General features: G+C 51.8%; 24 protein-coding genes. 14 read left to right on the top strand and 10 right to left on the bottom strand.

What is annotated here, in order from left to right; all coding sequences use genetic code 11:
* The first annotated feature begins 73 nt into the window (after positions 1-73).
* Together ACYU8Y_RS11135 and ACYU8Y_RS11130 are read left to right on the top strand one after the other, a co-directional pair.
* Complete coding sequence (locus ACYU8Y_RS11135) at positions 74-583, top strand: GNAT family N-acetyltransferase (protein ID WP_460937109.1); 510 nt, start codon at positions 74-76, stop codon at positions 581-583.
* Positions 584-643: 60 nt separating this feature from the next.
* On the top strand, positions 644-1903 hold the full coding sequence (locus tag ACYU8Y_RS11130) for an MFS transporter (RefSeq protein ID WP_460937107.1): 1260 nt from the start codon (positions 644-646) through the stop codon (positions 1901-1903).
* A gap of 24 nt (positions 1904-1927) precedes the next feature.
* On the opposite strand, the gene ACYU8Y_RS11125 is transcribed toward ACYU8Y_RS11130, so the two are convergent.
* Positions 1928-5455, bottom strand: a complete 3528-nt coding sequence (locus ACYU8Y_RS11125) for a carboxypeptidase-like regulatory domain-containing protein (protein WP_460937105.1) — start codon at positions 5453-5455, stop codon at positions 1928-1930.
* A gap of 61 nt (positions 5456-5516) precedes the next feature.
* Positions 5517-5816, bottom strand: a complete 300-nt coding sequence (locus ACYU8Y_RS11120; protein WP_460937103.1) for a putative quinol monooxygenase — start codon at positions 5814-5816, stop codon at positions 5517-5519.
* Between the two features lie 188 nt (positions 5817-6004).
* On the opposite strand from ACYU8Y_RS11120, the gene ACYU8Y_RS11115 reads away from it, so the two are divergent.
* The 5 genes from ACYU8Y_RS11115 to ACYU8Y_RS11095 all read left to right on the top strand — a co-directional run bounded on the left by ACYU8Y_RS11115 (position 6005) and on the right by ACYU8Y_RS11095 (position 10275).
* Positions 6005-6406, top strand: a complete 402-nt coding sequence (locus ACYU8Y_RS11115; protein WP_460937102.1) for a GxxExxY protein — start codon at positions 6005-6007, stop codon at positions 6404-6406.
* 90 nt (positions 6407-6496) lie between these two features.
* Positions 6497-7468 (top strand): aldo/keto reductase, encoded by a 972-nt coding sequence (locus ACYU8Y_RS11110; protein ID WP_460937100.1) that lies wholly within the window; start codon positions 6497-6499, stop codon positions 7466-7468.
* Positions 7469-7543: 75 nt separating this feature from the next.
* Positions 7544-8227, top strand: coding sequence for a response regulator transcription factor (locus ACYU8Y_RS11105; protein WP_460937098.1), 684 nt, complete (start codon positions 7544-7546; stop codon positions 8225-8227).
* A complete protein-coding gene (porY, locus tag ACYU8Y_RS11100) occupies positions 8224-9525 on the top strand; it encodes a PorY family sensor histidine kinase (RefSeq protein ID WP_460937096.1) in 1302 nt (433 codons plus the stop codon). Before ACYU8Y_RS11105 ends, porY begins: the two co-directional genes overlap by 4 nt.
* An 87-nt stretch (positions 9526-9612) precedes the next feature.
* Positions 9613-10275, top strand: coding sequence for a hypothetical protein (locus ACYU8Y_RS11095; RefSeq protein ID WP_460937094.1), 663 nt, complete (start codon positions 9613-9615; stop codon positions 10273-10275).
* Between the two features lie 48 nt (positions 10276-10323).
* Here the strand turns inward: ACYU8Y_RS11095 and ACYU8Y_RS11090 are convergent, their stop codons facing one another.
* Together ACYU8Y_RS11090 and ACYU8Y_RS11085 are read right to left on the bottom strand one after the other, a co-directional pair.
* Positions 10324-12342 carry a hypothetical protein gene (locus ACYU8Y_RS11090; RefSeq protein WP_460937092.1) on the bottom strand — a complete coding sequence of 673 codons (2019 nt, stop codon included), beginning with the start codon at positions 12340-12342 and terminating at the stop codon, positions 10324-10326.
* A gap of 216 nt (positions 12343-12558) precedes the next feature.
* A complete protein-coding gene (locus ACYU8Y_RS11085) occupies positions 12559-13281 on the bottom strand; it encodes an SDR family oxidoreductase (RefSeq protein ID WP_460937090.1) in 723 nt (240 codons plus the stop codon).
* Positions 13282-13499: 218 nt separating this feature from the next.
* Between ACYU8Y_RS11085 and ACYU8Y_RS11080 the strand changes: the two genes are divergently transcribed.
* Entirely contained in the window at positions 13500-13868 is a 369-nt protein-coding gene (locus ACYU8Y_RS11080) for a hypothetical protein (RefSeq protein ID WP_460937088.1), read from the top strand.
* An 85-nt stretch (positions 13869-13953) separates the two neighbouring features.
* Entirely contained in the window at positions 13954-16428 is a 2475-nt protein-coding gene (locus tag ACYU8Y_RS11075) for a TonB-dependent receptor (RefSeq protein ID WP_460937086.1), read from the top strand.
* 37 nt (positions 16429-16465) lie between these two features.
* On the opposite strand, the gene ACYU8Y_RS11070 is transcribed toward ACYU8Y_RS11075, so the two are convergent.
* Both ACYU8Y_RS11070 and ACYU8Y_RS11065 read right to left on the bottom strand, forming a co-directional pair.
* A complete protein-coding gene (locus ACYU8Y_RS11070; protein ID WP_460937084.1) occupies positions 16466-16981 on the bottom strand; it encodes a DUF1905 domain-containing protein in 516 nt (171 codons plus the stop codon).
* Between the two features lie 4 nt (positions 16982-16985).
* Positions 16986-18077 (bottom strand): helix-turn-helix transcriptional regulator, encoded by a 1092-nt coding sequence (locus tag ACYU8Y_RS11065; RefSeq protein WP_460937082.1) that lies wholly within the window; start codon positions 18075-18077, stop codon positions 16986-16988.
* A 157-nt stretch (positions 18078-18234) separates the two neighbouring features.
* Between ACYU8Y_RS11065 and ACYU8Y_RS11060 the strand changes: the two genes are divergently transcribed.
* From ACYU8Y_RS11060 to ACYU8Y_RS11040, 5 genes are all read left to right on the top strand, one after another.
* On the top strand, positions 18235-18630 hold the full coding sequence (locus ACYU8Y_RS11060; protein WP_460937080.1) for a pPIWI_RE_Z domain-containing protein: 396 nt from the start codon (positions 18235-18237) through the stop codon (positions 18628-18630).
* 43 nt (positions 18631-18673) lie between these two features.
* Positions 18674-19573, top strand: coding sequence for a PARP domain-containing protein (locus ACYU8Y_RS11055; RefSeq protein WP_460937078.1), 900 nt, complete (start codon positions 18674-18676; stop codon positions 19571-19573).
* 1 nt (position 19574) lies between these two features.
* A complete protein-coding gene (locus ACYU8Y_RS11050; RefSeq protein WP_460937076.1) occupies positions 19575-19826 on the top strand; it encodes a hypothetical protein in 252 nt (83 codons plus the stop codon).
* A 341-nt stretch (positions 19827-20167) separates the two neighbouring features.
* Positions 20168-20620 (top strand): pPIWI_RE_Z domain-containing protein, encoded by a 453-nt coding sequence (locus ACYU8Y_RS11045; protein ID WP_460937074.1) that lies wholly within the window; start codon positions 20168-20170, stop codon positions 20618-20620.
* A 61-nt stretch (positions 20621-20681) separates the two neighbouring features.
* A complete protein-coding gene (locus ACYU8Y_RS11040; RefSeq protein WP_460937072.1) occupies positions 20682-21035 on the top strand; it encodes a VOC family protein in 354 nt (117 codons plus the stop codon).
* An 88-nt stretch (positions 21036-21123) separates the two neighbouring features.
* Here the strand turns inward: ACYU8Y_RS11040 and ACYU8Y_RS11035 are convergent, their stop codons facing one another.
* Genes ACYU8Y_RS11035 through ACYU8Y_RS11020 form a run of 4 tightly spaced genes read right to left on the bottom strand, consistent with a single transcriptional unit; the run spans position 21124 to position 26440 of the window.
* On the bottom strand, positions 21124-22134 hold the full coding sequence (locus tag ACYU8Y_RS11035; RefSeq protein ID WP_460937070.1) for a hypothetical protein: 1011 nt from the start codon (positions 22132-22134) through the stop codon (positions 21124-21126).
* A gap of 7 nt (positions 22135-22141) precedes the next feature.
* Positions 22142-22867 (bottom strand): hypothetical protein, encoded by a 726-nt coding sequence (locus tag ACYU8Y_RS11030; protein ID WP_460937068.1) that lies wholly within the window; start codon positions 22865-22867, stop codon positions 22142-22144.
* Positions 22868-22876: 9 nt separating this feature from the next.
* Positions 22877-24478, bottom strand: a complete 1602-nt coding sequence (locus ACYU8Y_RS11025) for a DEAD/DEAH box helicase (RefSeq protein WP_460937066.1) — start codon at positions 24476-24478, stop codon at positions 22877-22879.
* Positions 24479-24481: 3 nt separating this feature from the next.
* Positions 24482-26440: a site-specific DNA-methyltransferase gene (locus tag ACYU8Y_RS11020; RefSeq protein ID WP_460937064.1), complete on the bottom strand. Its 1959-nt coding sequence runs from the start codon at positions 26438-26440 to the stop codon at positions 24482-24484.
* Between the last annotated feature and the right edge of the window lie 85 nt (positions 26441-26525).

Below are 26525 nucleotides of genomic sequence, written 5' to 3'. Positions count from 1 at the left end.
GTGCAAATGTTAATGACCCTTCAGCCCTGAAGAGACCGACTACCCACACCCTTTGATGTAATACCGCAAAACAATGACATTTTCTTTTCGAAACGATCAGACGGAGGTGGCCATCAACGTCCTGCGTGAGGTCGGCCAATGGCTTGTCGACAATGACCGCGAACTCTGGCGTGTCGACAAACTCACCGCCGATAACCTGCTCGATGCGTATACCACAAACAACCTGTATGTGCTGTATGCCGACCTCAACGAAGGAGCGGGGCCAGAGCCAGCTGCGGTTTTTATTCTACAATGGGAAGATCCTCTTTACTGGCCCGAGGTGCCAGCGAACACGTCGGGCTTTATTCACAAGCTCGCTATCCGACGGTCCTTCAGCGGGCAAAATTTGTTCGCCGAAATCATCAATTTCTGTCGGGCTGCGTGTCTGAAACGGGGTATCCAAACCTTGCAACTTGAAACCGATGCCACGCGGCCCAAGCTGATGCAGTTTTACGAACGGTATGGTTTCCAACCCATCTATCAACGTACTGTTGATGAGTTTGGCCAATCATTTCTGTGCCAATTTTATATCCTGACATTTTGATGGCGCAACGATGCGACCAGGCAGGAGCCTCGCGCCATTAGCCTTCACAAACCTTTTTTTATGCCAATCAGCCGGCCCGCCCGCGACTATCGTTTGATTCATATTTATGCCATCATTTTCATTGATGTCATTGTGGGCTCGGCTGTGGGACCAATATTGCCGGAATTTGTCAAAGGGCTGCACCGGCCGCAGCTTTGGCTGGCGGTGGGCACAGCGCTGTTTCTGGGCATGCAACTGTTCTCGGCCCCGTTACTCGGTAAACTATCCGATGGCTACGGCCGACGACCTATTTTCATCATTTCGGCCATTGGTACCTTTCTTTCCGACTGCCTGCTGCTGCCGGTACGGGTAGGCTACTACTTTGCCAATCGAATAAGCGATGGCACCACCAATGGGATGTACGCCACGGTGCGGTCGGCCATTACCGACATTTCGCCCAAAGAAAGCCTGTTCAAAAACCTGGGTATCGAAGGAGCCATCATTTCCCTTGGCTTTGTAATCGGCCCGGCTGCGTCGGGATTGCTGCTCACTACCTTCGATGTTGTACAGGGCAGCCAGGCCCGAGTCGTGGCGATTATGGCCGTTAGCCTATCCGGCCTAAATATGGTGTTAAGCTGGCTCCTGCGCGAAACCCATCCGAATCCACCGGGGCAGTCCGGCGCTTCGGTAGCGCCGACCGCCCTGAAAACCGAACTCGTTCAGGCACTCAATGTGCACACCCTTTGGGCACGCCTGCTGGCTAAGGATCGACAATACAACGGCCTGAAGAAGCTGGTCATGATGCAGCTGGCACTTACACTCGGCACCGGCTACTATTTCTACTTTGTCACCTTCGTCAGTTTCGGAGCTTTACAAATGGATGCCAAGGGCATCTCCTATTTCTTCATGTATTTCGGCGCGTTGAGCGTTGTCATCAGCTACGTATTTTACACGTATGTCGCCGACCGGATCAACCAGCGACGCGGTATTTTCTGGCTCGCTCTGCTGGGCGTACCTGTGTTGGGGGGCTATGGTCTGGTGGGCGCATCCACCCTGTGGCTCTATATTCTGGTGACTATCGACTGCCTGACGTTCTCCCTTATCCAGGGGTTAATCGAGGGGCTGATGGCACAACTAACGACGGATGAAGACCGGGGCGAAATATTCGGGATCAATCAGGCCCTGCAAGGGCTAGCCAGCTTCGTGACCACGCTCGTATTTGGCAGTCTATCTCTGCTCGATTTACGGCTGCCATTTGGGTGGTTTGCCGTCTGCTTATCGGTGGTGGCGTGGCTGGCCTGGGAGCGGCACCACAGCCCAGATACCCCAATGAAGCCATGAAGGAAATGGTCGGAAATGATCAGCTTATTGAACACGCAGTAGAGCGGCTCCAACCACAGGACGCCCATCAGCCGTAACACCCTGCACAACAACCCGGATCGTTCGAACGACATCCGACAACGGGAACATCAGTTGGCTGCGCCCCTGGCTATCGGTTTGCATCAGGGGTTTCCAGTACAATACATCCCGCCGATCAATGTGTCCCGCCGGTGCTTCGGCTTCATAGCGGGGCACGTAAAACTCCCGCTGGACCGATGGATACCCAATGAGCTGCATGGATCGCATCCCCGGCTTGTCTTCTTTTCTTTCCTGATCGGGTCGGAAGCGTTTCGAGTAAAAGGCAATGACTCCATTACCGCCCCGAACCCCGTAAGCCCCCGCCGTCGTTCCGTTTTTCAGGACCTCAATTCGCTCAATATCGGTGGGATTGAAGTTTAATAGGGCGGTTCCGTCATTATCCTGAATTAACATACCATCCATCAGAAATAACGGCTGCGGATTAATAGCGAGGCTTCCAACACCCCGAATAATTACCTGATATCCACCTACCGGACTTTGATTCACGGTAACACCCGCTACCCGTCCCCGAATCATTTCGTACAGATTTGAGAATCGGGGTGATTTGTCATCGAACAACAGGGTGGCATCGGCATCGCTATGCAGACTCATTCTCCGGACATCGTCCGGACGTTCATTCGGCTTTCTCGCCCGCACAATCACCTCTTTTAGTTGTTTAGCGATTTTGTCGCGGTACAGGTCTGCATCATTTTCCTGACGGGTCCGGGCCGCGTTCAGCTGAGCATGCAGGGCAACCCAATCGGGAAGTGCCTGAATCGTATCGGGTTCCCAGGAAGCGCCTGGCCCTTCCAGGACAAGGTGGGCCTTCGTCGGGTCAATGTCCTTCAATTGCCGATCCGTAATCTGAGTCATTAGGGTGACTGTATCAGCAATGGCAAAACCTGCCAGTCGAAACCGGCCCCGGTCATTGGTACCGGCCGACCGGACAAACGACTGCCCGGATACCGTAGACGCCACAATGACCTGAGCGTCGGCCATCGGTTGATTTTTTGCATTCAGCACGCGGCCCATCAGCGACACGCCACCGAGCAGTTCAGTCTCTGGCGTACCGCTCACCCGTCGCCAGCCCTGGGTCAGCAGCAGGTCATCCAACGCCCGGCGGGTTTCCGGCGAATTCGTCTGAACGTATTGATTGGGTTGTTCTACCCGGCCCCGCAGTTCACCCGTCAGCAGGAGGTGGGTACGAATCGTAGCCGCCGCCGTGTCGGAAGGCACCTGCCCTATATCGGTAATGGATGCCGATAAAGCCGCTACCACGGGCAGACCGTCATCATTTAAGTTGAGGCTCAGAATCGCCTGCTCCCGCGGCTGATAATGGGATTTATTCAGCCCGAGGATTACCCGCACGGAAGGCACTCGTTCGGGAATAAACACCAGTCGTTCGGCCTGCGGACGAGCGGTGGCGTCGTAGAGGGTAATCTGGTTCAGCCCCGCTGGCAGTGCAGCCGTTGGCAGACTTACTCGTGCCACTCCATTTTCGAGGAGAATTTTTCGTTGATCGACCAATCGCCCCTGCTGCTGAACGACTATGTACACTGAATCGCTTACCGCTTTGCTCGTACTGTAAATATTCAGTGCCAGGTGGTTGGTATCCCGAACCGCATCGGCCGACAACATGATACCTTCCTGGTTAGCCAGGGGCAACGGTACCAACTGATGCCGGTCTTTATAAACGACATCGGCATAGTACGTTCGGGCGGCCACGGGTGTCATGATGATACTACCTATACCGACCGCATTGGTCGTAAACGTTGTTATTTCTGCGCCTTCGTCGTTCACAATCCGACCCGACATCAGGAGCCCTCGCCCATCCGGCTGCGTGATTTTAATGCCAAGCCGCGCAGGTAGTCCAACCAGCCAGCGCCCGCCTTCGGGCAACACCTGTACATCCAATGGCTTTCGGACTGTATCGACAGGTTTCGCCATTGCCTCCTGCAGTATGTTATACACCGCAATCGACCGATCAAAAGCAGGCTTACGCTGCCCATCGTCCTCATCCGTATAAGCCCTCAATCGATACGTACCGGAAGCCAGCGAATCGGATAAGCGAAAATTGCCGACAGCGCGTCCATCCTGTACCCGCAGCCACTGGTGCTGTACAAGCGCGCCGGAAGCGGTTAGCAAGTCGGCATGAATGGCGGTCTCACCTAAAGGTCGGCGATTGGTGGCGGCATCCAGCACATAGGCACTAAGCCAGAGCCGGTCGCCGGTCGCGTATAAAGGTTTGTCGGTATGCAGAAACACGACCGGAGCCAGCACCTTGAATCGATCATTGAACGCCATAGCGATTCGATTCATACGGGCATCGGGCGGCATCAGTTTTCCCTGCGTAGCCACCAGCGCACCCGTTGTGGAAGGGTCTGCATCAGCCGGATTTGGCGTCCAGTCGGCTGGTAACATCGTCGACAGGCGATCATCGGCCAGCGAACCCTGTATCTCCGTACCGAAGGGCATCGTCACCGTTCCGTCGACTGTCATTTCCAATTGACTGGTGGGCAGCACGATCTGCGAATACGCGAAGCGGGCATCCAGGTATGGCGAGTATGTCGACGTAGCATTGGTGTAGAAAACCACCAATGGGCGGTTAGACACCAGTCGCCGTTCGGTTGGCAACCGCCCCGGCTGAATCAGTTGGCTAATGCGTAATGGTTTTAGTCGTCCATTTACCGACCCATAAAGCGATGTTCGGTTTTCCGGATTTCGGGCAATCGGCACGACCATATCTTCCTGATAGACCAGAAAACCTTCTTTTTCGTAGGTGCTGTCGATCAGGCTGGCCATCAAATGCCGGGTCGATCCTTTGTAGGCCCGCATCCGGTTGCGTCGAAACCGGTTGGCCTGTCGTTCATCGGGGGCTTTCAATTCCTCGAAACGAGTAGCTCCGGCGTAATAAACCTTCTGCGACGTTCCATCAAAATAGAGCAGGTCGTACCAGAGCCGATAACCCAGGGCCTGGTTTTCAATCACGATAGGTTCGCTGGCTGTCGCTTTCAAATGGCCATCCTCTTCGTGAAAACTCAGAACCTCGGTATTCATGATCTGGCACTGCCCCCCAAAAGGCTCACCAAGCAGTTGGCGCTTAAACTGCTTAAGGTGTTGCTGCCACTTTTTAGGGTTTCCCCGAACCGTCACGGCGGCCAGCGTCTGGTCACTCGGTTTCAATCGAAAGCTAACTTTATTTTCCTGACCGGTATCCAGCCGGAACGTGCGCCGGTGGGGCTGATAGCCGATGAAGGAGGCCACCACCTCAACCGTTCCGAGGGGAACTCCCGACAGCGAATAGTGTCCCTGCTCGTTGGTGACGGTGCCGCGGGTCGTGCCGTTCAGGTAAACATTGGCAAACGGCATGGGTTTGCCGGTCGATGCATCGGTTACGTAACCCGAAAGAACCGTCTTGGTTTGCGCCCATGTGATCGTAGTCAGCCAGGTTAGCAGACAGGTAGTCAACCAAACGATAGAGCGCTGACGATTCATAGAGGCATCCGTTGACAAATCAACCGAAGAAGACAAACGCTACGTAATTTTACTCACACGATCAGGCACTTACCGCTTCCAGCTTCTCGGCCGAGAAAGCCACAGCCCGTTCGGCGAACAGAACTTTCGTAGCGGCCCAGGTGGCCCGGAACAACTCGCTCCGGCGATAGGCTTCCAGTGCATCGGCCGATTCCCACAGGCTATACGTTATCCGGACGTTGGGCTGATTAGGATCACGCAGAAGGTCGAGCTGATGATTACCCGGAAAGGTACGGATACGCTGTTTCGAGCGATCGAAAATGGCATGAAAGTCAGCGAGTTTATCGTCTTGAAACGTCATGCGAACAATACGGATAAGCATAATTTATATGAATTAACCATTTTTTATTATCCATATCTCTGTGTTCTTTGTGCCTCTGTGGTTAACAATACTTTTAGCCGACATATGCTTATTAACCACAGAGGCACAAAGAACACAGAGTTTTGCCGGATGATTATCAGAGCTACCGCTTATAAAGTCATATTTACCGTATAGACGCCGTAATAATCATGAATGAAGACATTTACAATGTACTTAGTCGAAAAATCATTGGAGCCAGCATTGAAGTACACCGCGAACTAGGACCTGGGTTATTGGAAAGTGTATACGAAGAATGTCTAGCCTTTGAATTAAAAAAGCTTGGATTCTATGTCGAACGTCAAGTTGAACTACCAGTCATTTACAAAGGCCATATATTAAATAAAACATTCATCATGGATATTGTAGTTGACGAGTTGGTTGTCATTGAACTGAAAGCTGTTCAGGAAGTGATGCCCATCCATCATACCCAAATGATAACATACTTGCGAATGGCTCAGCTAAAACTAGGACTTCTTATCAATTTCAATGTTGAACTCCTACGAAACGGTATTCACCGAAAAATCAACGGCAACTTAAACCACCAAAATTAAATTAACCAGGGCGGTAAAAGTATGCTAAGAACGTCTTGTCATTCGTAGTAGAAGAACGTACTGCCTGTGTTAAAATAAATAAACCCGTTTATGAATTACCGCACATTTGGCCGCACTGGCTGGAAAATCTCTGAAATTGGCTACGGCATGTGGGGCCTGGCCGGTTGGACTGGCTCCGATAAAGAGGAAGTCTTACGAGCGCTGCAGCGCTCCGTTGATCTGGGCTGCAACTTTTTCGATACGGCCTGGGCGTATGCCGATGGGGTCAGCGAAGAAATACTGGGCCGGTTGCTGAAAAATAATCCCGACAAGCAACTGTATGCCGCAACCAAGATTCCACCAAAAAACCGCCAGTGGCCATCGAAGCCGGAGTCCAGCCTAGCCGATGTTTTTCCAGCTGACTACATTGTTGAATACACTGAGAAAAGCTTGAAAAACCTCGGCGTCGAAACAATTGACCTACAGCAATTTCACGTCTGGGAAGATGCCTGGTCCGATCAGGACGACTGGAAAGAAGCCATTACTAAGCTATCCCAGCAGGGCAAAGTTCGAGCCTGGGGACTATCGGTCAACCGCTGGGAGCCGGACAATAGCTTAAACACGATCCGGACCGGACTCATCGACGCGGTTCAGGTCATTTATAACATCTTCGACCAGAATCCCGAAGATAATCTGTTTCCACTCTGCCGCGAATTGGCTATTGGGGTGATCGCCCGCGTCCCATTCGATGAAGGTACATTGACCGGAACGTTTACCAAGGAAACAACTTTTCCGGCTAACGACTGGCGGTCAACCTACTTCGTTCCCGAAAACCTTAACAGCAGCGTCGATCATGCCGACGCCCTGCGGCCACTTATTCCGGCTGGTATGACCATGCCCGAAATGGCGCTTCGGTTTATCCTGAGTAACCCGGATGTGCATACCACCATTCCCGGTATGCGCCAGATTCGCAACGTGGAAGCCAACATTGCGGCCAGTGATGGGACCGGATTATCGCCCACGCTACTCCGCGAGCTAAAAGGACACCGCTGGGATCGGACACCAACCGAGTGGAGTCAGTAAACGGTACCAGATAGCTGGCCGCTGTCTGTATTCACATTCATATAGACAGCGGCCAGCTATCTGGTACATACCTTTATGAAAATACTCTTAATTGAAGACGAGCCCACCTTGCGAACGGCCATTCAGCAGTACCTGGAAGGCGAAGGCTATAGCGTGACAACGGCGAATACCTACCGGCAGGGTGCCGAAAAAGCTCACGATTACGATTATGACTGTTTGGTCATCGACTTGATGCTTCCCGATGGCAATGGGCTTGATCTCGTCCGTGAAGTAAAAAGCCGCCAGTCGACGGCGGGCATTATTGTCGTGACCGCCAAAGACGCGCTCATGGATAAATTAACGGGTCTCGATGCCGGGGCTGACGATTACCTTACCAAACCGTTTCACCTGCCCGAACTCAACGCCCGGCTTCGGTCGGTGCTGCGTCGTCGGTTATTTGGCGGACAGGCACAGGTAAGCGCGGGCGACCTTAAACTCTGGCCTGATCAACAGCGGGTCAGCGTGCATAATACCGATGTAAAGTTGACGGGAAAAGAATATGAACTGCTTCTTTTTATGGTCACCAATGCAGACCGTCTCCTCTCTAAGTCGGCCATTGCCGAACACGTTTGGGGGGATGCGATGGACATAGCCGACTCGCACGAATTTCTGTATACGCATGTCAAAAACTTACGCCGTAAACTTATAATGGCGGGTTGCCCCGACTACATTCAAACCCGTTACGGCGCTGGTTATCTCTTTTCGACTCGTTTGTCATGAGCCTGCTCAGTCAGACGGCCCGCTACCTGCTGATCACCGCCCTTACCATTGCGCTGGTCGGTGCGGTGGGCTTTTACACGATCATTCACCGGAAAATCCGGCATGAAGTGGACGAGATCCTGACGGCTCAGGTAAGGCAAACGGCCTTACGACTTCGGAAAAATCCCCTCGCCCAACTAACTGACTGGGATAATAATCCCCGTATTGAACAGGTCACGTTCACGAAACAGCCGACGTTTACGGATTTAACGACACTGGATTCCCTGGATACCAATGAACCCATCCCTATCCGGCAACTACAGGAAACTGTTTCTATTAACGGGCAGCTGTATCTGATCACGATTCAACAACCTTACTACGAATTCAACGAACTGGCGCGCGAACTTTCGGTAGGCGTCATTATCGGCTTCCTGATCCTGGTAGCCCTATCCGTAGCCGGTGGCCTGAGTTTATCCCGCCGATTATGGGAACCTTTCTACGCTACCATCGATCAACTCAATAACGTTCGGCTCGATTCGGGTGCGGAGCCCGTGTTTCCGGAAAACCATATCCGTGAGTTCGGTTTACTGAACCGGTCACTGGGCGAGTTGACGCAAAAACTCCGACGCCAGTTTTCGTTACAGAAACAGTTTACCGAAAATGCGTCGCATGAATTACAAACGCCCCTGGCTGTTGCCTCGGCGGAATTGGATTTTCTGATGCAGTCGGACCACCTGACCGAAAACGACTATATTCATTTGCAACGGGCTACGGATGCCCTGGGGCGGCTCAGTCACTTAAATCGGTCGCTGCTGTTGCTGACGCAGGTCGAAAACAACCAGTTCGCCAACGACGAATTAGTAGACATAAGTGAACTGGTCAATCAATACACCGATGAGTACACGCCATTTTTTGAGCATAAAAACATGGCTGTTACCCGGAAAATTGCGTCCGCTGTTTCGCTGAAAATGAATCGACAACTGGCGGTTGTCCTTCTTACGAACCTCCTGAAAAACGCGGCCCGGCACGGAGGTGCTCGGCATGGAGGTGCTGGGCGTGGAGAAGCAGACGGTTACCTCAATATTGAATTAACCACTCGTGCGCTGGTCATTCAGAATACAGGAGAACCACTGCCTTTTGCCGATAACCAGTTATTCAATCGGTTTGTCAAGAACCCCGCCCGCCCCGACTCGACGGGTTTAGGGTTAGCCCTGGTTAAGCAAATTTGTGACCGCTACCACCTACCGCTTGCGTACCGGTACGATACCAGCAAGGCTACGCACGAATTCAAGATAGGTCTCTTGCAGCCAAAAGCGTAACTAGTCAGGAAAAGAGGCAGGATTCATACCGCTTCGTCGTCCCTGATCGCCCTTTCTTCAGATTCTCTTCATAATTCTTCCCGAGACTTGCAGGCAAATCATTCACAACTTCCACCCCAAGTTTTTCTATACGCCATCAGATCAGACGCGGGTAAACATTTTGAAAGTGGGGTATCGCTGCAAGTCGATCAGGCGTTTTACTATACGTATGTCAACGCACCGGTAGTGTCGGCCTTTGCCAGTACATCGAGTAACCTGGGTGCCTATACACAGTTGATCAACGCCCCCTACAATCTGTTCAGTATCGGGACGGATACATATGTCCGGCTCGAATACAAAGACTACGAATTATACCTGGGCTACAACCACACGCTCGCCCGGCGCGACGGACCATCCAGTCCGGGACCACCGGATACGAGTTACCTTCCGCTTGCTCCGCAGGACAAGTTCTCGACTACCGTGGCCTGGGAAAACGAGCACTTTCGGTTTGGTATCGAAACGGCCTATGTGGGTTCGCAATACCTTTATAACAACCAGAAAGTAGCGAACTACTGGTTCTTTGCCGGAGCCGCCGAGTACCACTACAACGATCACTGGCGGCTGGTGCTGAACGCCGAAAACCTCTTCAACATTAAACAGGCCAATTTCGAAACGGTTGTCAGCGGCCCCGTTACGCAGCCCACGTTTCGCCCGGTTTGGGCACCATTGGAAGGCCGTATTGTTAATCTGGCCTTGAAATACACGTTGTGATCTGTGGTGCAGGATGTATACTTCGGGAGTGTCCTCAAAGTATACATTTTACTCGACCATCAACACCGAATGCACAGCCAGTTTGGGTACAGTTACCGTAGCGATTCCGTGGGTGTAGTGAATAGGCAGCAATTTGTTTTCGGGTTGCTGAACGATGCGGGTGGGTTTCCTGGCCGTTCGGAGCCGAACGGTCAGGTTCGTTAGGGATGGCACCTCATCGTAGGTAAACACTTGCGGGTCGGCGTGGCGGCCACCGGTGTTGATCAGGTTCACGGCCAGTTGGTTACCTTGCCGGTTTAAAACAACGTGGACCAGATGCGACCCGTGCACCTCCACCACAGGATTCGGCAGCAGCGGCCGAACCAGTGACGCGATGAAATCACGAAGTTTGGCTGATTGATGTTTTTTGTAGTCCTGGCTCAGATCAGCATATACCGCCGTCAGTTTTCCCCGGTCAAAAGTCGTTTCCGTAGCGATAATGCCCGGTGCCGGATCACCGGGTTCTGAGGAAAGAAACTGGCCAATAGGTTTTGTCGCTGCGCCGACGATACGAACGGACTGGAACGGCCCCGTTAGCACGACGGATGCACCTTGATGAAGCGCCCATTTCGGAGCTGCCGCCTGCTTACCAGTGGCCTCAACGCCCAGCTCAGGCGCAAACGAACGCGTTGTCTGCGCACCGATCAGCACCAAATGGCCACCCTGTCGGGCATAATCCAGCAATTCACGCCGGAACGCCGGACTAAGCGAGTCCTGCTGCGACACGACAATAACCGGGTACTGCCTCATTCGTCCCTGTACGTGTTGCTCGGCCAGTACTTCGACGGGTAACTGGGCATCCAGAAGGGCCGTCAGCACGCCATTGATCCGTTGCGTTTGTCCGTTGCCAAACAGGGATTGATTGAAGGCACTTACGGTTTCATTGGTATACAGAACGGCGATCTGCGGTACGGGAACGCTACCCGTGCAAAACGGTTGCCGGGCCCTGACAAAGCGACTTAATGCGGTCATGGTGGCTAGCTCCCGCAGCGCAATGGCCGCATCCCGACGTTGCTGGTAATAGGCCTGAAACCCGCCCCCAAGCGAAATTATTTCGGCCGCTTCCTGCATCAGGTGAACGGCCGACTTCTGATCGCCCGGCCGTTGCACCGGATTGAATTCATACCAGAAACTCCACGACATCAAATCCCAGGGCTTTCGGTAAAGCTGACCCTGCGCGGCCATGATCCGACCTTCCAGAGCCGCCGAGTTTACACCATTGCTCGGCGTTAAGTCACCCGACAGAAAATCGACGTTCGTCTGGATGGGTTGGGGCATCATGGATGAATACGCCCAGTTCGACGCCATTCGAAACGTTGGCCGATGGCGATGCACAGCGTCGACATAATGCCCCAGGTACTGGGTAAATGACCGACGGGCAAAATCGTTGAATGCTCTATATGCAGCGTCCTTATCTGTAGTCGGCACCGTTTGTATGCCTGTTTCGGCCCGAAATTTCGCCAGGGCGACGGGCGAATAATCGAGCACCGTTGCCCAGCACTCCCCATCGACCCATACGCCATCGGCCCCGGAATCAGCCAGTTCATTGAGTTGCGGAATCAGCAGTGAGTCGACATAAGGGCCGTGTACGGAAGTCTTCAGGGCATTGATGGTGCCATCCGCTTTCTGTGCCGCCCAGTTTGGGTGTTTGGCCAAGGCGGCCTCATCGTATACACCCGAATAATGCAGGTACAGGCCGACGCCATGTTTACGCGTAACAGTCCTATAAAACGCCAGTGGATCATGAACGATGTGCGGAGCCACTGTTGCTGTAGCTACTTTCGACGGATAGCTCGACACGCCCGGATGTCCTTTGCAGTCGACCTGAATAAAATCGGGTTTGACCGCGGTCAGTAGTGAATCAAGCGCTCGCTCCGATAGGTTTCGCCCAATCAGCGAATCAGCGGCAACCGCGTGGAAATCGAAATGAAGACCAAAATACCGTTTTGACGACGGCGAATTTAGCCTCGGCTGGGCAAGTACCTGAAAACTGGAGAGGACGAAAAGTAGTACGAACAGGGCCTTCATTTCCGGTTAATTGGTTGCAACCAGAGGAAGTACAATTGAGCAAAAGATTACTGTTTAGCCTTTTGAAGAACGCCAATAGACATAAGATAAATTTATCTTGAGATGATTTTATCTCAGGCTATCGCTCTCCGTGGTCCGTGTCCTCACGGACTGCTCGTGCGCCAGTTGGATGTGTGGTCCGTGAGGACACGGACCACGGAATACGTCATATATAAATTAATACTCTTGCTCCAGCGGGTGCACCATGAATTCGTCGATGACGACATGGGCGGGCCGACTGACGATAAAGAGCATCGACTCTGCCATGTCTTCGCTTTTGAGCCAGTTTTGCGAGGTCTCGTGGCCGTGGCCTTTTTCGTGGAAATGAGAATCGACCAGACCCGAATAAACACCCGTCACTTTGATACCGAACGACCGAACTTCCTTGCGCAAAGCACCCATAAACGCTTCCTGTGCGTACTTACTGGCCGTGTATAACGAACCACCGGCAAAGGTGCGCTTGGCAACGTCCGAGGCCACCACAACGACATGCCCCGCCCCCTGCGCTTTGAGTGTAGGCAGGGCGGCTTTGGTCAGTACGAACGTCCCTTTCACGTTAGTCGACATGAGTGCATCCCACTCCTCGACCGTGATTTCATCTACATTTTTGAATACGCCGTAGCCTGCGTTGTTGATCACCACGTCGATGCGACCGAACTGATCAAGAGCCGTTTGGACAACGGCCGCCATGTCCGATTCACTGGCTACGTCGCCCGCGACAGCAACAATTTTGCCCCGAACGTGCCCTTCCGTTGCTTCTTTTTGGAGCTGGTTCAGATCGTCGGCGTTACGGGCCGTAACGATTACGTTGGCACCATGTTGCGCCAGCAGCAAGGCCGTTGCCCGGCCAATGCCCCGCGACGCGCCCGAAATGATAATGGTTTTGTTTTCTACGTTCATAAGATTGATCTTCTAACCGCAAAGGTCGCAAAGGATGGCGCAAGTTTGCCAAGAAGTTTTCTCGGCATTTGTCTGCGCAGTTTGTCCAGAGAAACCTGAACGTCAAGGCCGTTCAATCAAAGTAGAAATTTTTTAGACTCGTCTAAAACCATTTATATTGTCAGTTCGTATCTTTGACGGTATAACGTTTGCCACTCTACCAACCAGGCTGGATTTTAATGATTGATTGGCTCCATATGAATCGGTTGCGCGTAGCCCGCTTGCTGCTTGGCCTGTTTCTGGCTATGTGGCTCAATGGGGTTGTGTTTCGCCACGCGCACCGGTTGTCAGATGGTCGATTGATTGTTCACGCTCACCCCTACTGGCCTTTCGGGAAGAGCCCGATTTTACCCAATACGCATACCGCTCAGGAAATCCTGCTGCTCGATCTGGCCGCGCATCTGCCTGTTGTTGTCAGTAGTTTTTTCGCGTTTCTCTTTCTCCTCAGGACACATTTACGGCCGGTTTTTCTGTTCACCAGCCAGTTGTTTCAGTCCTATTTCCCGTTTTGCTGCTTCTCTCACCGGGGTCCCCCTGTCGTTTGTTGATTTCCTGACTTTGCACGTACTGGTTTCTAAACCAGTAGTTTCTGTTGCACGCTGTTGAAATAATCCATCAAACGATACTTCCTGAATGAAATTATTTTTCCTGTTGATTAGTCTCGGACTAACCGAAGGCTTGGTCTATGCACAACCTGCCCCCAACCGCACTATCCGTGGATCGGTCACCGATGCCGATACGCGAAAACCAATCCCATTCGGCAACGTAAGCCTTAGCGGCCAAAATAAAGGGGCACTTACCGACGCTCGCGGGCAATTTTCCCTGTCCATGAAAGCCGATTCGCTTCCCCACGCGCTTATTATTTCCTGCATCGGCTATAAAGCCGACACCGTGGCCATCACGCCCGGAAACGACGTATACACAGCGACGCTATTGCCCCTTGTAAACGCCTTGAATGAGGTAGTCGTCACGGGGGTTACGCGGGGCACGCTGCTTCGGCAGAATCCGGTGGCTATTCTGGCCATTTCTCATAAATCCATCGAAACAACGGCCAGCAGCAACATTATCGATGTGCTGGTCAAGAACGCGCCCGGCCTGAATGCGGTAAAAACCGGACCTAACATCTCGAAACCGTTTATTCGCGGCCTGGGCTACAATCGGGTGCTCACACTTTACGACGGCGTCCGGCAGGAGGGGCAGCAATGGGGCGATGAACACGGCGTGGAAGTCGACAACTACAACATCGACCGGGCTGAAGTGATTAAGGGACCCGCCAGTCTGATGTATGGCTCCGACGCGCTGGCGGGGGTCGTTAGTATGCTGCCGATGTACCCGAAAGATACCGAAGGTAAAATCAAGGTTGGGTTGGTCACAGAATACCAGTCGAATAACCGGCTGTTGGGCGAATCGATCAGCCTGGCATCGGGCGGATCACGCTGGGCCTGGAACATGCGCGGATCCATCCGGAGGGCAACCAATTACCAAAACAAAGTTGACGGACGCGTATACAACACGGGCTTCTCGGAACGAACCTTAACGACCATGCTTGGCTACTCGGGACATAAGGGCTATTCCCGATTCGGGGCTTCACTGTACGACAATTTACAGGGCATCCCCGATGGAAGCCGGGATTCGCTTACGCGGCAGTTTACGCGGCAGGTAGCCGAATCCGATCTGGACGACATAAAGCATCGCCCCATCGTTCCGGCCAGCGAACTGTCCTCGTATCGCCTGAGTCCTTTGCACCAGCGAATTCAGCACTATCGGTTGCACACCAACAACCATTATCAGATCGGCAACGGCGAAATCGATGTATTGCTGGCTTTTCAGCAGAATATCCGTCGGGAGTATAACCACCCTACGCAACCTGAACAGGCGGGTTTATTCGTGCGGCTCAACACGTTCAATTACGGTCTGCGCTACAATCTGCCCAACCTGGGCCGACTGGCCTCTACCATTGGCGTCAATGGCATGCTACAGTCGAATAAAAACAAGAACGGAACGGATTTTCCAATTCCCAATTACCGGCTCTTCGATGTAGGCACCTTCGTTTTCCTGAAATATCAGGCCGACAAACTGACCCTGAGTGGCGGACTGCGCTACGATAAGCGGCAGTTGCGGGGTGATGATTTTTACGTTCGGACCGACTCCAAAACGGGCTTTGGCCAACACGCGACCCTGCCCGATACCGCCGGAGCCACGTTGCAGTTTCCCCTGCTCAGGCAATCGTTTACGGGTATTTCGGCCAGCGTTGGCGTGACCTACGAGTTTTCGGAAAAACTGGCGTTAAAAGCAAACATCGCCCGGGGCTATCGGGCACCCAGCATCACCGAAATCGCGTCCAATGGTCTCGATCCCGGCGCGCACATTGTGTACATCGGCAACCGGAATTTCAAGCCCGAGTTCAGTTTGCAGGAAGACATTGGCCTGACCGCTACCTTCCCCGATGTCAACGTGGGCGTAAGCGTCTTCAATAACTTTATTCAGAATTACATCTCGCTCGCCCAGTTAGTCGATGATCAGGGTGAGCCGGTGGTCATTGTTCCAGGCAACAAAACGTACCAGTATCAGCAGTCATCAGCGCAGTTGTACGGCTTCGAAACTCAGTTTAGCCTGCACCCAACCGCCTGGCGCGGGTTCAGCTTCGACAATAGTGTCGTCGTCGTTTACGGCTACAACCGGGGCGTACGCTACACGGATGCCGGCATCAATGGCGAGTACCTGCCGTTCATTCCGCCCCTGCGCGTGGCAACGGGCGTGAGTCAGACCCTGCCAATGAAACGGCAATGGCTTTCGGACGTGACTATCAAAGCAGATGTCGATTACAATGCCCGGCAGGACCGGTACCTGGGTTTAAATAATACAGAAACCGCCACGGCGGCTTATACGCTCGTTAATGCCGGAATCGACGGGCTCATTCACACTGGAAAAGACAAGCCCGGTCTTCGGCTGTTATTCCAGGTCAACAATATTTTCGACGTGGCTTACCAGTCGAACCTGAGCCGATTAAAGTACTTCGAATACTTCACGCAATCGCCCAACGGGCGTCTGGGCATGTTCGGTATGGGCAGAAACATATGCGTGAAACTGACTATTCCATTTAATTGACGGGAGGTACCAAATAGCCACTGGCTGTTTGGTACATTTACTTTTTAAAATGCCGGATCATCTCCCCAAAATCCAGGCCCATAGCCAGCCCCATGACGGCTTGTGTTAGTCGTCTGGTTTTGGTTTCGGTGGTTTTGGCAGCGTCAATCCAGTTGCTGAAATAGGTTTGGTGCCCACGGCTTAATGTCTGAAAATGGGCTTGTGCCGCCGGATCATCGTCCAGACAGGCCAGCAGATCGGCCGAGATCGGCCTGGGCGACTCATCAACTTCCAGGTCAACCCGAACGGTGGCACCGGCTTCTTTTCGAATACCCCGACGCATGGTCGCGTTGATCGGCATGATGAACCCGCCTTCCACATCGCCAGACCGGCCCATGGGGATGAGGGCGACTAAGCTGATCGGGTAACTGTCCAGCGTTCCTTTTACCCGAAACGACGTTTTCTGGCCGGGTCTGATGGCTTCTGTTATATCGAGCGGAACGTCGATGTACGTCCAGCCGGTTTTTTCGCCTTTCGCGTCGAACTTTTGAAGGATGGCAGTAAAGGTGGGCATAGGCTTACGTAGTTGCTTGGTACCGAGCAAGTGTTGCTTCCAGCGATGTCTTAATTTCCTGGACCAGACTGGCGGGTTCCAGAACTGTCAGGTGCTCGCCGTAGCTGCGTAAATGCATGAGCAGGTCACGGTTGGGTGCCAGTCGAAGGCGCACAATGCATTCGGTATCCGTATCGCTCAGTACTTCCTGCGTCTGGTGAATGGGCTTGGCTTTTACGTAGCGGCCAAAGAGCGGACTAAACGAAAGAATGATGTTTTCGACGGGCCCGTGACTATCGGTAATCCCGTAAATGTGCTCGAACAGGTCGCTTACGTTGGCCAGAATGGCGGGGGGAACATCGCAGGGATCATCCAGCAGTTCGAGTTCGCTCATGCGGTCGAGCGCAAACGTTTTCTCCCCGCCACTCACGGCATCGTATCCGATCACGTACCAGCTATCGGCAACTTCCCGTAGCAGAATAGGATGCAGAATGCGCAGTTTGGGTCGATCCACCAGGGAGTGAACCGGATTGGTCGCCTTGCCCTTACGCGTGCTCTTTCCATTCGCGACGGGGGTCACCTCTTCGTATTTCAGGTATCGAAACGCCACCTGCCGACTTTGATTGACTGCCCGAATGAGCATGGGCACGAACTGACGATTGCCCCCCAGAATTTTCTCTTCCACATACACGATCCGGCGCGATGTAGCCGGAGCCGCTCTATCGTCGCTTTTCACTTCCCGAATGATATCCAGACTCTGCCGTACTTTCTGGAGGGCATTGGTCAATTCGTCGGCCACGGTAGCGCCCTGGGTAGCGGCCAGCACCTCGCGGGCGTAGTCGAGCGCTTCCATATCCTCGGGAGCGAGCATCAGATTCAGCAAACGAAACTGCGGATTGCTGTAATAATAGCCATTGGCCCGTTTGTCATACTCGATGGGTGCGTCATGATCTTCGCGCATCCGCTGGATGTCTTTTTCGAGCGACGACACCGATCGGATCCCGCATTTATCCTGGCATAATTCAAAGAGCTGCTGTTTAGAATAACGACGCGGGTATCGGCTGATGATCTCGTCGATGAGCCGGTAGCGTTGGAAGGCCGAGCGGGTTATAGGCATGGGAAGGAACGAGGAATTACAAAAGGTGAACAATGACTGGACTATCCATTCAGGTCTTTGCAAAGTAGACGAAACTTTTTTCAAATAAAAAGAAGACCGTAAATAGATTACGTTTTGAGGGGTATACTTTTGAACCGGACATTACATAGACTATCTCATGACTCATACACAGCGTCCGTACTCAAACACCCCGGCTTACACGCCCCGCCCGTCGCTTTCGACCCGGCAATTAGTTGATCTTGAACTGGGTCTGTTCCTGCTCCAGCAGCTACACCCCAGCGCGCCCCCAACGGCCTTGCCGGCGCTGCTCCAGCCCGATGACGCCCGTTGGCTTGGCCTGTCGACAAAACAAAAAAAATACTTGAATCGAGGACGCCTGTTGCTGGCTCACTTCGCCAATAGCTTCCACTGGCAGACGTTACTGAACGCCTACGCGGCTGCCCCCACGCATCGGCTAGCTTACGATCTAAGCCGCGACTGCAGCCATTTTTCGGAGAAAACGGTTGGTTTTTCCCGCAATCGGCTTGGTGTATTACGCAAAATGCTGGCGTAAGCTGACGCTTCTTAATAAATTTCTCACCTTCCACTTTCCCAGTATGACCATGCTTAACCAGTTGCTACAACGGGTATGGGGCCAGTCTGCTCCGGCCGCCCCCCGCATCACCCGGTCAATTGCGTCGCTAACAAGCCCGCTTGCCAACAGCGGATCTCAGCGGTCAGGCCGTCCGCTGCGAACGGCCACCTATATCAAGGTAACATCCGACAACGACAGCAAATACTACGAAATGCGTGAGAATGAAGACGCTACGTTCGATGCGTATTACGGCTGGGTAGGCGGATTCCGGAACAAAGCCACCCATCCAATAACGCAGTGGGATCGGAAAATCCGCGAGAAAAAATCAAGAGGATACATTGACCAGACGCAGTTACTCGCCGAAGCCAGCCCCGTAGCGTTGTTCGAAAGCCTGGGTCTGCTGGTAGGTCGTGTAACAGACAGCCATGTACTCAAGCTCATCAACCGGATGATGGGACCTACCGCTGACCAATTCGACACGGCCTTTAGTGTACGGCATACGGCAACCGATGCCCTTTTCGATGCTTGTGTCCGGCAGCAAAAAAACCGTAAGACGGTGGCGCTCTGGCACAATAACCCCGACGAAGACTGGCTGTCGGCCCTGAAAAGTGAACCGACCATAAACCTGACCAACACGGCCGATTCCGGAAGGTCGGCCACCCGTGGCATTCATTTTGTCGATCGGTTCAACCAGTTGGACCAGCCACTGACGGCGCGGTATCTGGCCATTTATGAAGTGCATATTGGCGAACAGCTCGACCTGCCTCACTCCGTCCAGTTCGCGGCCGATTCCCTTCAGCAGCTCGCAGCTCACTACGATTCGGTTGTTAGGCACCAGAGCGCAGACCTGCCCAAACAGGAGGTTATTATTTACAATCCAGCACAATGCACGATTCGGTACATTGTCAAACTCAAGGCATAAGATGGAGATACAACGTAAAAAACTGGACCCATTAGTGATACGCTTTATTGCCACGACGCTTATTCTGGCCGAAGGCAGTACCACGACACTTGCCGTAAAAAATGCCCTGCGCCGACGTGGCTACGAAGCCAGCCAGGCCGACGTTTCCCAATGGCTGTTTGTGATCAGCCTCTGGGAAAACTGGCACATCGACGACAGCAACGGTACGCACCGAGTGTTTCACTTTCCGAGGTTCGCGCCCTCGTTACAATGAGACTTTTTATCATCCTTTTTCTGGCAGGTGTATGCAGACGGTGTATTCGGCTCTGCGTACACCTGCATTTACATACCGTCATCCACAACACACCGCCCCGGCGGACCATGACCTTTGTGAGAAAATAGGCTAACGGGTACTGTATAGCCGTAAAATCAGCTGTTCGTTGTGATGATACCAGTCACAATGAACAGCTGATTTTGTTTTAGGCCAGTTCATTTTCGGCACGCAGGAAAACCTTCGTCACTACACGAAAAATATTTTCCACAAAAACAGTACAACGTAAAAAGATTACGTTCTTGTAGTCGTAGTTTTGATATGAACAACAAACAACACGACTAATGAACACGCTCCTTTCCACCTCCCGCGTTTCCCGCCCGGCCCTTGCCAGTCTGCTACACTGGCAGGAGCCCCTGGCGACCCGGCTGCGCTTTCGGCATGCGCTACCCGGTATGGTAGCCAACCGGCTGCTCAACGTGGAACTGGGACTTTACTTACTGGCCGAACTGGTCCCGATGGCACCACCACAGGTGTTGCCCGATCTGCTCAACGGCCAGGGGTACGCGTATCGGCACCGGCCCATCTGGTCGCCCCGGCAGCACCGCGCGCTGAGCCAGGCCCGTATTCTGCTGGCTCCCTACATGGACCGCACGGCCTGGTTCAACGCGCTGGACAAATACACGAATCTCTCTTACGAGTTGCGGGCTTTCAGTGCACAGGGCACCCTTCGCACTGATATCAGCGGGTATTTGCTCCGGGAGCGGCTGGGTATGTTTGCCAAGGCGTTGGCGTAAAGGCTGGTAGTAGCCAGAATGCTTTTTGCTGAATGTAGGAACCCTTTAAACCCAATAGTTTATGACGCAATTTCTATCGCTTGAGCCCTTTATTCCATCAGGAGCTGATTTTGACGGGGCCAAACAACTTTTCCAGGAAGTAGGATTCACGATCCGTTGGGACGCAGGCGACTACGTCGGATTTGAGCGGGACGGGTGTAAATTCATTTTACAGAACTACACCAACGTCGAGTTTGCCCAGAACCTGATGCTGAATATCAGGATCAGCAACGCCGACGAATTCTGGCAGGAGATAACCGATAAACAACTTCCCGAAACGTTTGGCATTCGACTCAGCAAGCCAACCAACCAGCCCTACGGCCGGGAAGTAAATCTGATTGATCTGGCTGGCGTCTGCTGGCATTTCGTGGAATAGGTCGGTTGGTTCTTTACGTTTGTCGGATCGACACATGTACCACAATCGCTCAATAAAGGAGGTTACGATTTTAGTTTTAACAGGACTATTACTCAGCTATTTGGGCACCAAGATGGTTTTCTGCCAATTGCCACAGCACAATTCCTTCCTCACTTGTCCAATGTGCATTACCATTAGGAGTTCTTGTGAAGTTTGAATTAAAGCTGTTAAAGATTTGCCTAGTTAGTGCTGATATTTTGTATTCATTCCCGTCATGCTCCCACTTTATGTTTTGAGTACCGTTTCCGATGACAGTTGCTACAAACCGATCGTCATCTTCCAGGAAAGCCACATACGGCATACCCGCTTTTAAATAAATTTTATCGCCCGCTTTCAGAATGTTGTTTTCAAGCAAAATCTTTAAGGTTTGCCGTCGCCGTTTTACTTGCTGCTCTTCGGCTGCTTCTTCTTGCCGCTCCTTACGTTGTACCCGAACCATATATTGAGATGCCTCCGGGGTAGGAATTATTTTGTTAGGAACGATGATCAGTTTACCATCGACCTCATAAGGTTGAAGTCTAATACACGATATATCAAGACCTATTGAGTTAAGCCATAGAACTGTCGTTGTAATCGCAGGTGAGAAGTTCTCCGCACAAAGTATAATACGCGGCTTACCAGACAGTTTAACAAAATCGCTATCATTAATAAATTCCTCCAACTGCCGCTTTCCCTCTTCCAAAGTTATTTCTGGCAGTTGTAGATACCGCTGGCAATACCGAACATACATGGGCACGATGTCAGCCACAGTTATAGTCGATAGCAGTGCAGCATATCGAATTGCCTGCAAATCTGCATAGGCCGCTAGGGAATCTCGCTTAAGTTCAATGATGACTAAATTGCCTTCGTGGTCTAGCGCAAGTATGTCTGGCCGGTCTGCCACCTGATCAAATTCATCAAACTCAATTGAGATGACTTTCAAGTCCTCGCCTAATACGGTCGTATTGTGGCGAACCCATTCTTGAATATGAGTACGTTCCTTAATCCCTAGCTGACTAAATGTACCAGACTCAACTGGTCTTGAACACGTCGGTTCATTTTGGGGTACAACTAACACCATAACTCACTTATTTGAACTCGTTGACAAGGTCAGACACTGAATCGAACTGCTTAACTCTTGGGCCTGTGTTTTGCTTTAAGACTAACGAACACCCGTCTTTGCTGCTTTGACGGGGCGTTCCATTAGGACCCAACTCCCACTTACCTTCTACTACAAATGCTACCCTAATTTTGAGCGGCATATCGTCAACGTCTGATACTCCTAGCAACTTGGTACGAATGGCATCATTTAACAAATGAGAACCTTTCGGATCTATTGCCCAAAGGCATTTAGACGACCACAAAAGAAAGTCTGGGAAAAAATTCGTTGTGCCATGTCCTACTTCTGGGATTGGAATACCATAGCCTGTTTTTGACGGGTTTCGGCACCAATCTAAGCCCAGCGTATCCAGTGCTTCGGCCAACCTCACTTCAAATGGGTTTAAGCCGTTGTACTCGGCATGAAGCGCATTTTTATATGTTCTGACTTGGTATCGTTCACGCTTACCCTCGTCATCCGTCTGTAAATCAGGCGACACTAAGTTAAAGGGCTTAACCTGATACGTTGAATCATATTCATACTCCAACACAAACTCATCATTCAGTCGATTGATGATGTCCGACAGATTCTTATTAAGCGTATTCATTGCTGCCGAACCCATCTGCATTCTCTGTTTCATGCGGGGGTCTTCTTTTATTTTGGTCGAGAAGCGGTGGCCATTCTTATCCACTATGCGCTTGTCTGTTTTGCCCAAACGGTCGGCTCAGTAGTTCCAGACGGTTATTTCTGCGTTATTATCACGCTGTTCCTGTTTATACAACGAACCGTCTTCCTGATTCCGGCGCATATCTAACACACGTGTAGTTACTTGACCTGGCGCTTTGAGGTCGGCATCAGCAAAAAGTGGTACGTTATTGAGAAGTATCTGATCGAGCTTGTTAAGATCTTCACCAAACGATTCAGCTACTTTATCAATTGTTTTTGACTTCAATACGGGCGATTCCCGAGATGATTTGGGTCGGGCACCACTGCCACTAACCGCAATAATCTCGTAACCCTCGTTGGCTAATTCCCGTTGTGTGTTCCGAACAACAGCCGCAAACTCTTCGTCGGGTACGTTGAAATAAAAGTAAGCTGAGTTCAAATCTCCATCATCGAAAGGCGTAGCGTTTGGCTGTCTCAGAAAACGCCCAATTTTCTGAGAAATGTCGGTCATTGATTTGCCCGTACCATCCAGATATGCTACGTAGGCCCAGGGCTCATCCCAACCCTCGCGTAAAGAAAGGTTCCAGATCAAATGCGTGTACCCCTCGTCTCGCAGGGCTTCTGGCGACTTCTTAGCTTTGTGCGTATCGACCAGTTGAGGCCATGGCGCATCGGGGTTTGCGGCTGCCAGATTAGCACTTACATTGGCTAAATGGACAGCTACTCGGTTAGGGTCAACGCCCAGCGTTTGTGTGAGCATATCCCATACTTCCAAACCTGCCAGCGTCGAATTGACAATACAACACATTACCGGCCACTGTTTAGTAGGCTTTAGTTTTTCAATCAGTGTAAACCACTTGTCGTTTGCTTCGCGCAAGGCATCGAGCCGTGTTGTGTTGCAATCGACCAGATACAGCCGGGTCTTTAGCAACCCATTTTCGACTACTTCTTGGGTCGGTACAGTTACTGTTTGCCGTTGAAAAGATTCAGTTTTTTCCTCGCTGCTTTGGCCGGGTAGTAGGTCGGCCAAACCGTCTGGCAGTTCGGAAGCAGATGCCAGAATAAAGGCGCGGGGGTGCAACTCGGTCAGGCGCGAAAACTGCGCTGTCGTGCCACCATGCGCTTCGTCATACACCACGTATAACGGCCTATGACGACCTTCGGCCCCTTCTCCGGCCAGCATTTGCCAGCGGGTAGTGCCGTCAGTCAAGGGTTGATGCACCTTTAAGGCGTCACCGTCGCGGTTGAACAACGCCACCGTTGCCAGAATGATTGTCAGGCCGGTTTGGGCCGTGCAAACCTCTGTCCAATCCGACGACTGCATGTCTGACATTTCTAGTACCTGTGCGTCTTCGGGCAGCAGTTTAGCGTAGTTACCGCCTGCGCTGAAGTTCGTAGCGGTTTGCGAAATAACCGCCCCCCTGTTGGTTGTCCAGAGTACGATAGCATCGCCTAAGCTGCCCACACTCAGGGCAAGCATTGGCGTTTTGCCGCTACCCGTTATAGCCTTCAGTCGGCACAAGAAAGGATTTGGCTTCCCCGTCTTCTGATTGTACCAAGGTTCATAAGGCGGGTTAGGGTACGTTGCCAGCATCTGCGTGAGTTGTCCGGCGGCTCGTAGCTGAAAGGGTTTTAGTGTATCTTGGGTAAGTTGTTGCACGGATTATTCTTGTTCTTCCTCTTCCAACATGTTCAACCGGGCTAGAATAGAGTCCGGGATTTGCTGGAATCGGTATAGTTCATCATTAATCGGCGATACGTTGGCAACGGCATAGATGTACACCGGCTTTGTTACGCCTGCCTGTTCGGCTTCTTTCATAATCTCGGAGCGGATTTGACGTGTCAGGGGTTGATGTCCGTCGGCATTGCCCTTCTCCCATACCAGCGCAATTCCGAAGCCAAGCCGAGTTTTGCCAATCAGGTACTTGTAGCCCCCAAAACGACAATCGTGGCGGTTAGAGTCTTCCTCAATGATTTGCAGGATAATATCAGCCATGTTCTCCCGCTCGAAGCCCATGATTACCCTTTTATCAACGGTACGTTTGGCTTCGTAGAATGTGAAGCCACCGGGCAGGGCGGGGTGGTCTTTGCCATCGGCCCACCGCCCCGACAACACGCGCTGGATACGCTCAGCAGTAAGCCGTTCGGTGTATTCATCGCGAGAGATTTTCTTATTGGTGGGATCGCCATTTTCGACTAGCACAAATTGCCGGTTGCCGCCGTCTTCGGCATTCATTGCCAGTACAGCATGGCCGGTAGTACCGCTACCTGCATAAGGGTCAAAGATTTTGGCGTTTGGGTCGCGCCATGTAACGAGGTTGAACAACTCCGCCAGCATTTCATGGTCTTTGGGGTTTTCAAATGCCCCCCCCATACCTAAATCTTCGAGTGATTCAACTGCTCTTTGCCCTACCCGCTGAATCACGCTTGTTCTTACTTCTTTCTCGATTTCGTGTAAATACTTTTTGAGTCTTGGAATACCTGTATGCGTTGCTTTAAACGCAATCTTGTTCGCATCAATCAACTTTTGCATATCGGCTGGATCAGAATATCTCCAGCCAGAACTTGGAACTTTACAAGGTTTCCCAGTTATTGGATGTATGACGTCATATGTAGGCCCACCACCACCCGGCCAGTTCAAATCACCATCATCATTGTACATCCCACCCTCATCTACCTTTCTGTATCTAATTTTTTTTGCAGGATGATCTTGCGATAAGGATTCGAAAAACTCGTCCATTACCGAACGTATTTTTTCTAAATCATTGCCGTATTCAAGCTTTGCTTCGGCATAGGCTGTCAAGATTTCGTCAGCACCATCTTTGGGTCTGCGCCACTTTCCTTTATAATCTTTCCACTTCTCTGTTCCGGCCATTTGCTTCATTTTGTCGTCAAGGGCCGATTTGTCCCGCGCCCACATGAGCATGTATTCGTGGCCTTCGGAAATGTAATTGGCGTCATTTTTTCGAGAGCGTTCCCAAATGAGCGTGGCAATTCGGTTTCTCTCGCCGAACAATTCTTCCATCAGTAGCCACAGACGTGGTAACTCGTGCTCATCAATCGAGATAATGATTACCCCTGTGTGTTTGAGCAACTTACGGGCAGCCCACAGACGAGGTGCAACGTGGTTTATCCACTTTGTATGCCGTGAGGGGTCATCGAGCGATACGCCTTTTTCAACCCGATTGATGGCCCGTTTCATGCGAGCTACCTCGGTCTTCGAAAAGCGGTAGTTATCGTTGTAGATAAATGTGTCTTTGCCTGTATTGTATGGAGGATCGATGTAGACAACATCAAAACCCGTTTTCGGTCCTCCACGAAACTCTGTGAGCAATGAGCGCATCACAGCCAAATTGTCACCGTCGATAATGCGGTGGTTTCCGTTATCAGGATTGTAGCTTTTTTCGGGGACGGGCTTAATAACAACCGGCTTTACGTTCTCAGCCAAAAATCGGTTACGTCCCTGCCACATTAGCGCAGCATCGTTGGAGCCGGTTTCTGAAATGTGAGAAAAGGCTTCTGTCATCCGCTTTTCCTCTTGCAACTCCTCAATCATGCGAATAAGCTGCTCACGATCAAGCGAATGTAAAAGCGGTGAAGTTGTATTGTTTGCAGCGGTCATAAATTTATGAAAGGTAGGTCTGTCAGGTACATCATAACGTTTCTACAAACCTACAATCCGAAGAACGTAATCTTTTTATGGTTTT

The organism is Spirosoma humi (assembly GCF_054776575.1).
The sequence above is the reverse complement of the archived record's forward strand: the minus strand, read 5'-3'. Positions and strand labels throughout refer to the sequence as shown.

What these genes read in the sequence shown, in the direction of transcription:
- ACYU8Y_RS11090 (WP_460937092.1), bottom strand. Translation starts at nt 12,342, where the DNA reads ATGAAGGCCCTGTTCGTACTACTTTTCGTCCTCTCCAGTTTTCAGGTA.
- ACYU8Y_RS11105 (WP_460937098.1), top strand. Translation starts at nt 7,544, where the DNA reads ATGAAAATACTCTTAATTGAAGACGAGCCCACCTTGCGAACGGCCATT.
- ACYU8Y_RS11130 (WP_460937107.1), top strand. Translation starts at nt 644, where the DNA reads ATGCCAATCAGCCGGCCCGCCCGCGACTATCGTTTGATTCATATTTAT.
- ACYU8Y_RS11115 (WP_460937102.1), top strand. Translation starts at nt 6,005, where the DNA reads ATGAATGAAGACATTTACAATGTACTTAGTCGAAAAATCATTGGAGCC.
- ACYU8Y_RS11055 (WP_460937078.1), top strand. Translation starts at nt 18,674, where the DNA reads ATGACCATGCTTAACCAGTTGCTACAACGGGTATGGGGCCAGTCTGCT.
- ACYU8Y_RS11080 (WP_460937088.1), top strand. Translation starts at nt 13,500, where the DNA reads ATGATTGATTGGCTCCATATGAATCGGTTGCGCGTAGCCCGCTTGCTG.
- ACYU8Y_RS11125 (WP_460937105.1), bottom strand. Translation starts at nt 5,455, where the DNA reads ATGAATCGTCAGCGCTCTATCGTTTGGTTGACTACCTGTCTGCTAACC.
- ACYU8Y_RS11075 (WP_460937086.1), top strand. Translation starts at nt 13,954, where the DNA reads ATGAAATTATTTTTCCTGTTGATTAGTCTCGGACTAACCGAAGGCTTG.
- porY (WP_460937096.1), top strand. Translation starts at nt 8,224, where the DNA reads ATGAGCCTGCTCAGTCAGACGGCCCGCTACCTGCTGATCACCGCCCTT.
- ACYU8Y_RS11065 (WP_460937082.1), bottom strand. Translation starts at nt 18,077, where the DNA reads ATGCCTATAACCCGCTCGGCCTTCCAACGCTACCGGCTCATCGACGAG.
- ACYU8Y_RS11050 (WP_460937076.1), top strand. Translation starts at nt 19,575, where the DNA reads ATGGAGATACAACGTAAAAAACTGGACCCATTAGTGATACGCTTTATT.
- ACYU8Y_RS11035 (WP_460937070.1), bottom strand. Translation starts at nt 22,134, where the DNA reads ATGGTGTTAGTTGTACCCCAAAATGAACCGACGTGTTCAAGACCAGTT.
- ACYU8Y_RS11020 (WP_460937064.1), bottom strand. Translation starts at nt 26,440, where the DNA reads ATGACCGCTGCAAACAATACAACTTCACCGCTTTTACATTCGCTTGAT.
- ACYU8Y_RS11060 (WP_460937080.1), top strand. Translation starts at nt 18,235, where the DNA reads ATGACTCATACACAGCGTCCGTACTCAAACACCCCGGCTTACACGCCC.
- ACYU8Y_RS11085 (WP_460937090.1), bottom strand. Translation starts at nt 13,281, where the DNA reads ATGAACGTAGAAAACAAAACCATTATCATTTCGGGCGCGTCGCGGGGC.
- ACYU8Y_RS11070 (WP_460937084.1), bottom strand. Translation starts at nt 16,981, where the DNA reads ATGCCCACCTTTACTGCCATCCTTCAAAAGTTCGACGCGAAAGGCGAA.
- ACYU8Y_RS11120 (WP_460937103.1), bottom strand. Translation starts at nt 5,816, where the DNA reads ATGCTTATCCGTATTGTTCGCATGACGTTTCAAGACGATAAACTCGCT.
- ACYU8Y_RS11040 (WP_460937072.1), top strand. Translation starts at nt 20,682, where the DNA reads ATGACGCAATTTCTATCGCTTGAGCCCTTTATTCCATCAGGAGCTGAT.
- ACYU8Y_RS11135 (WP_460937109.1), top strand. Translation starts at nt 74, where the DNA reads ATGACATTTTCTTTTCGAAACGATCAGACGGAGGTGGCCATCAACGTC.
- ACYU8Y_RS11110 (WP_460937100.1), top strand. Translation starts at nt 6,497, where the DNA reads ATGAATTACCGCACATTTGGCCGCACTGGCTGGAAAATCTCTGAAATT.
- ACYU8Y_RS11045 (WP_460937074.1), top strand. Translation starts at nt 20,168, where the DNA reads ATGAACACGCTCCTTTCCACCTCCCGCGTTTCCCGCCCGGCCCTTGCC.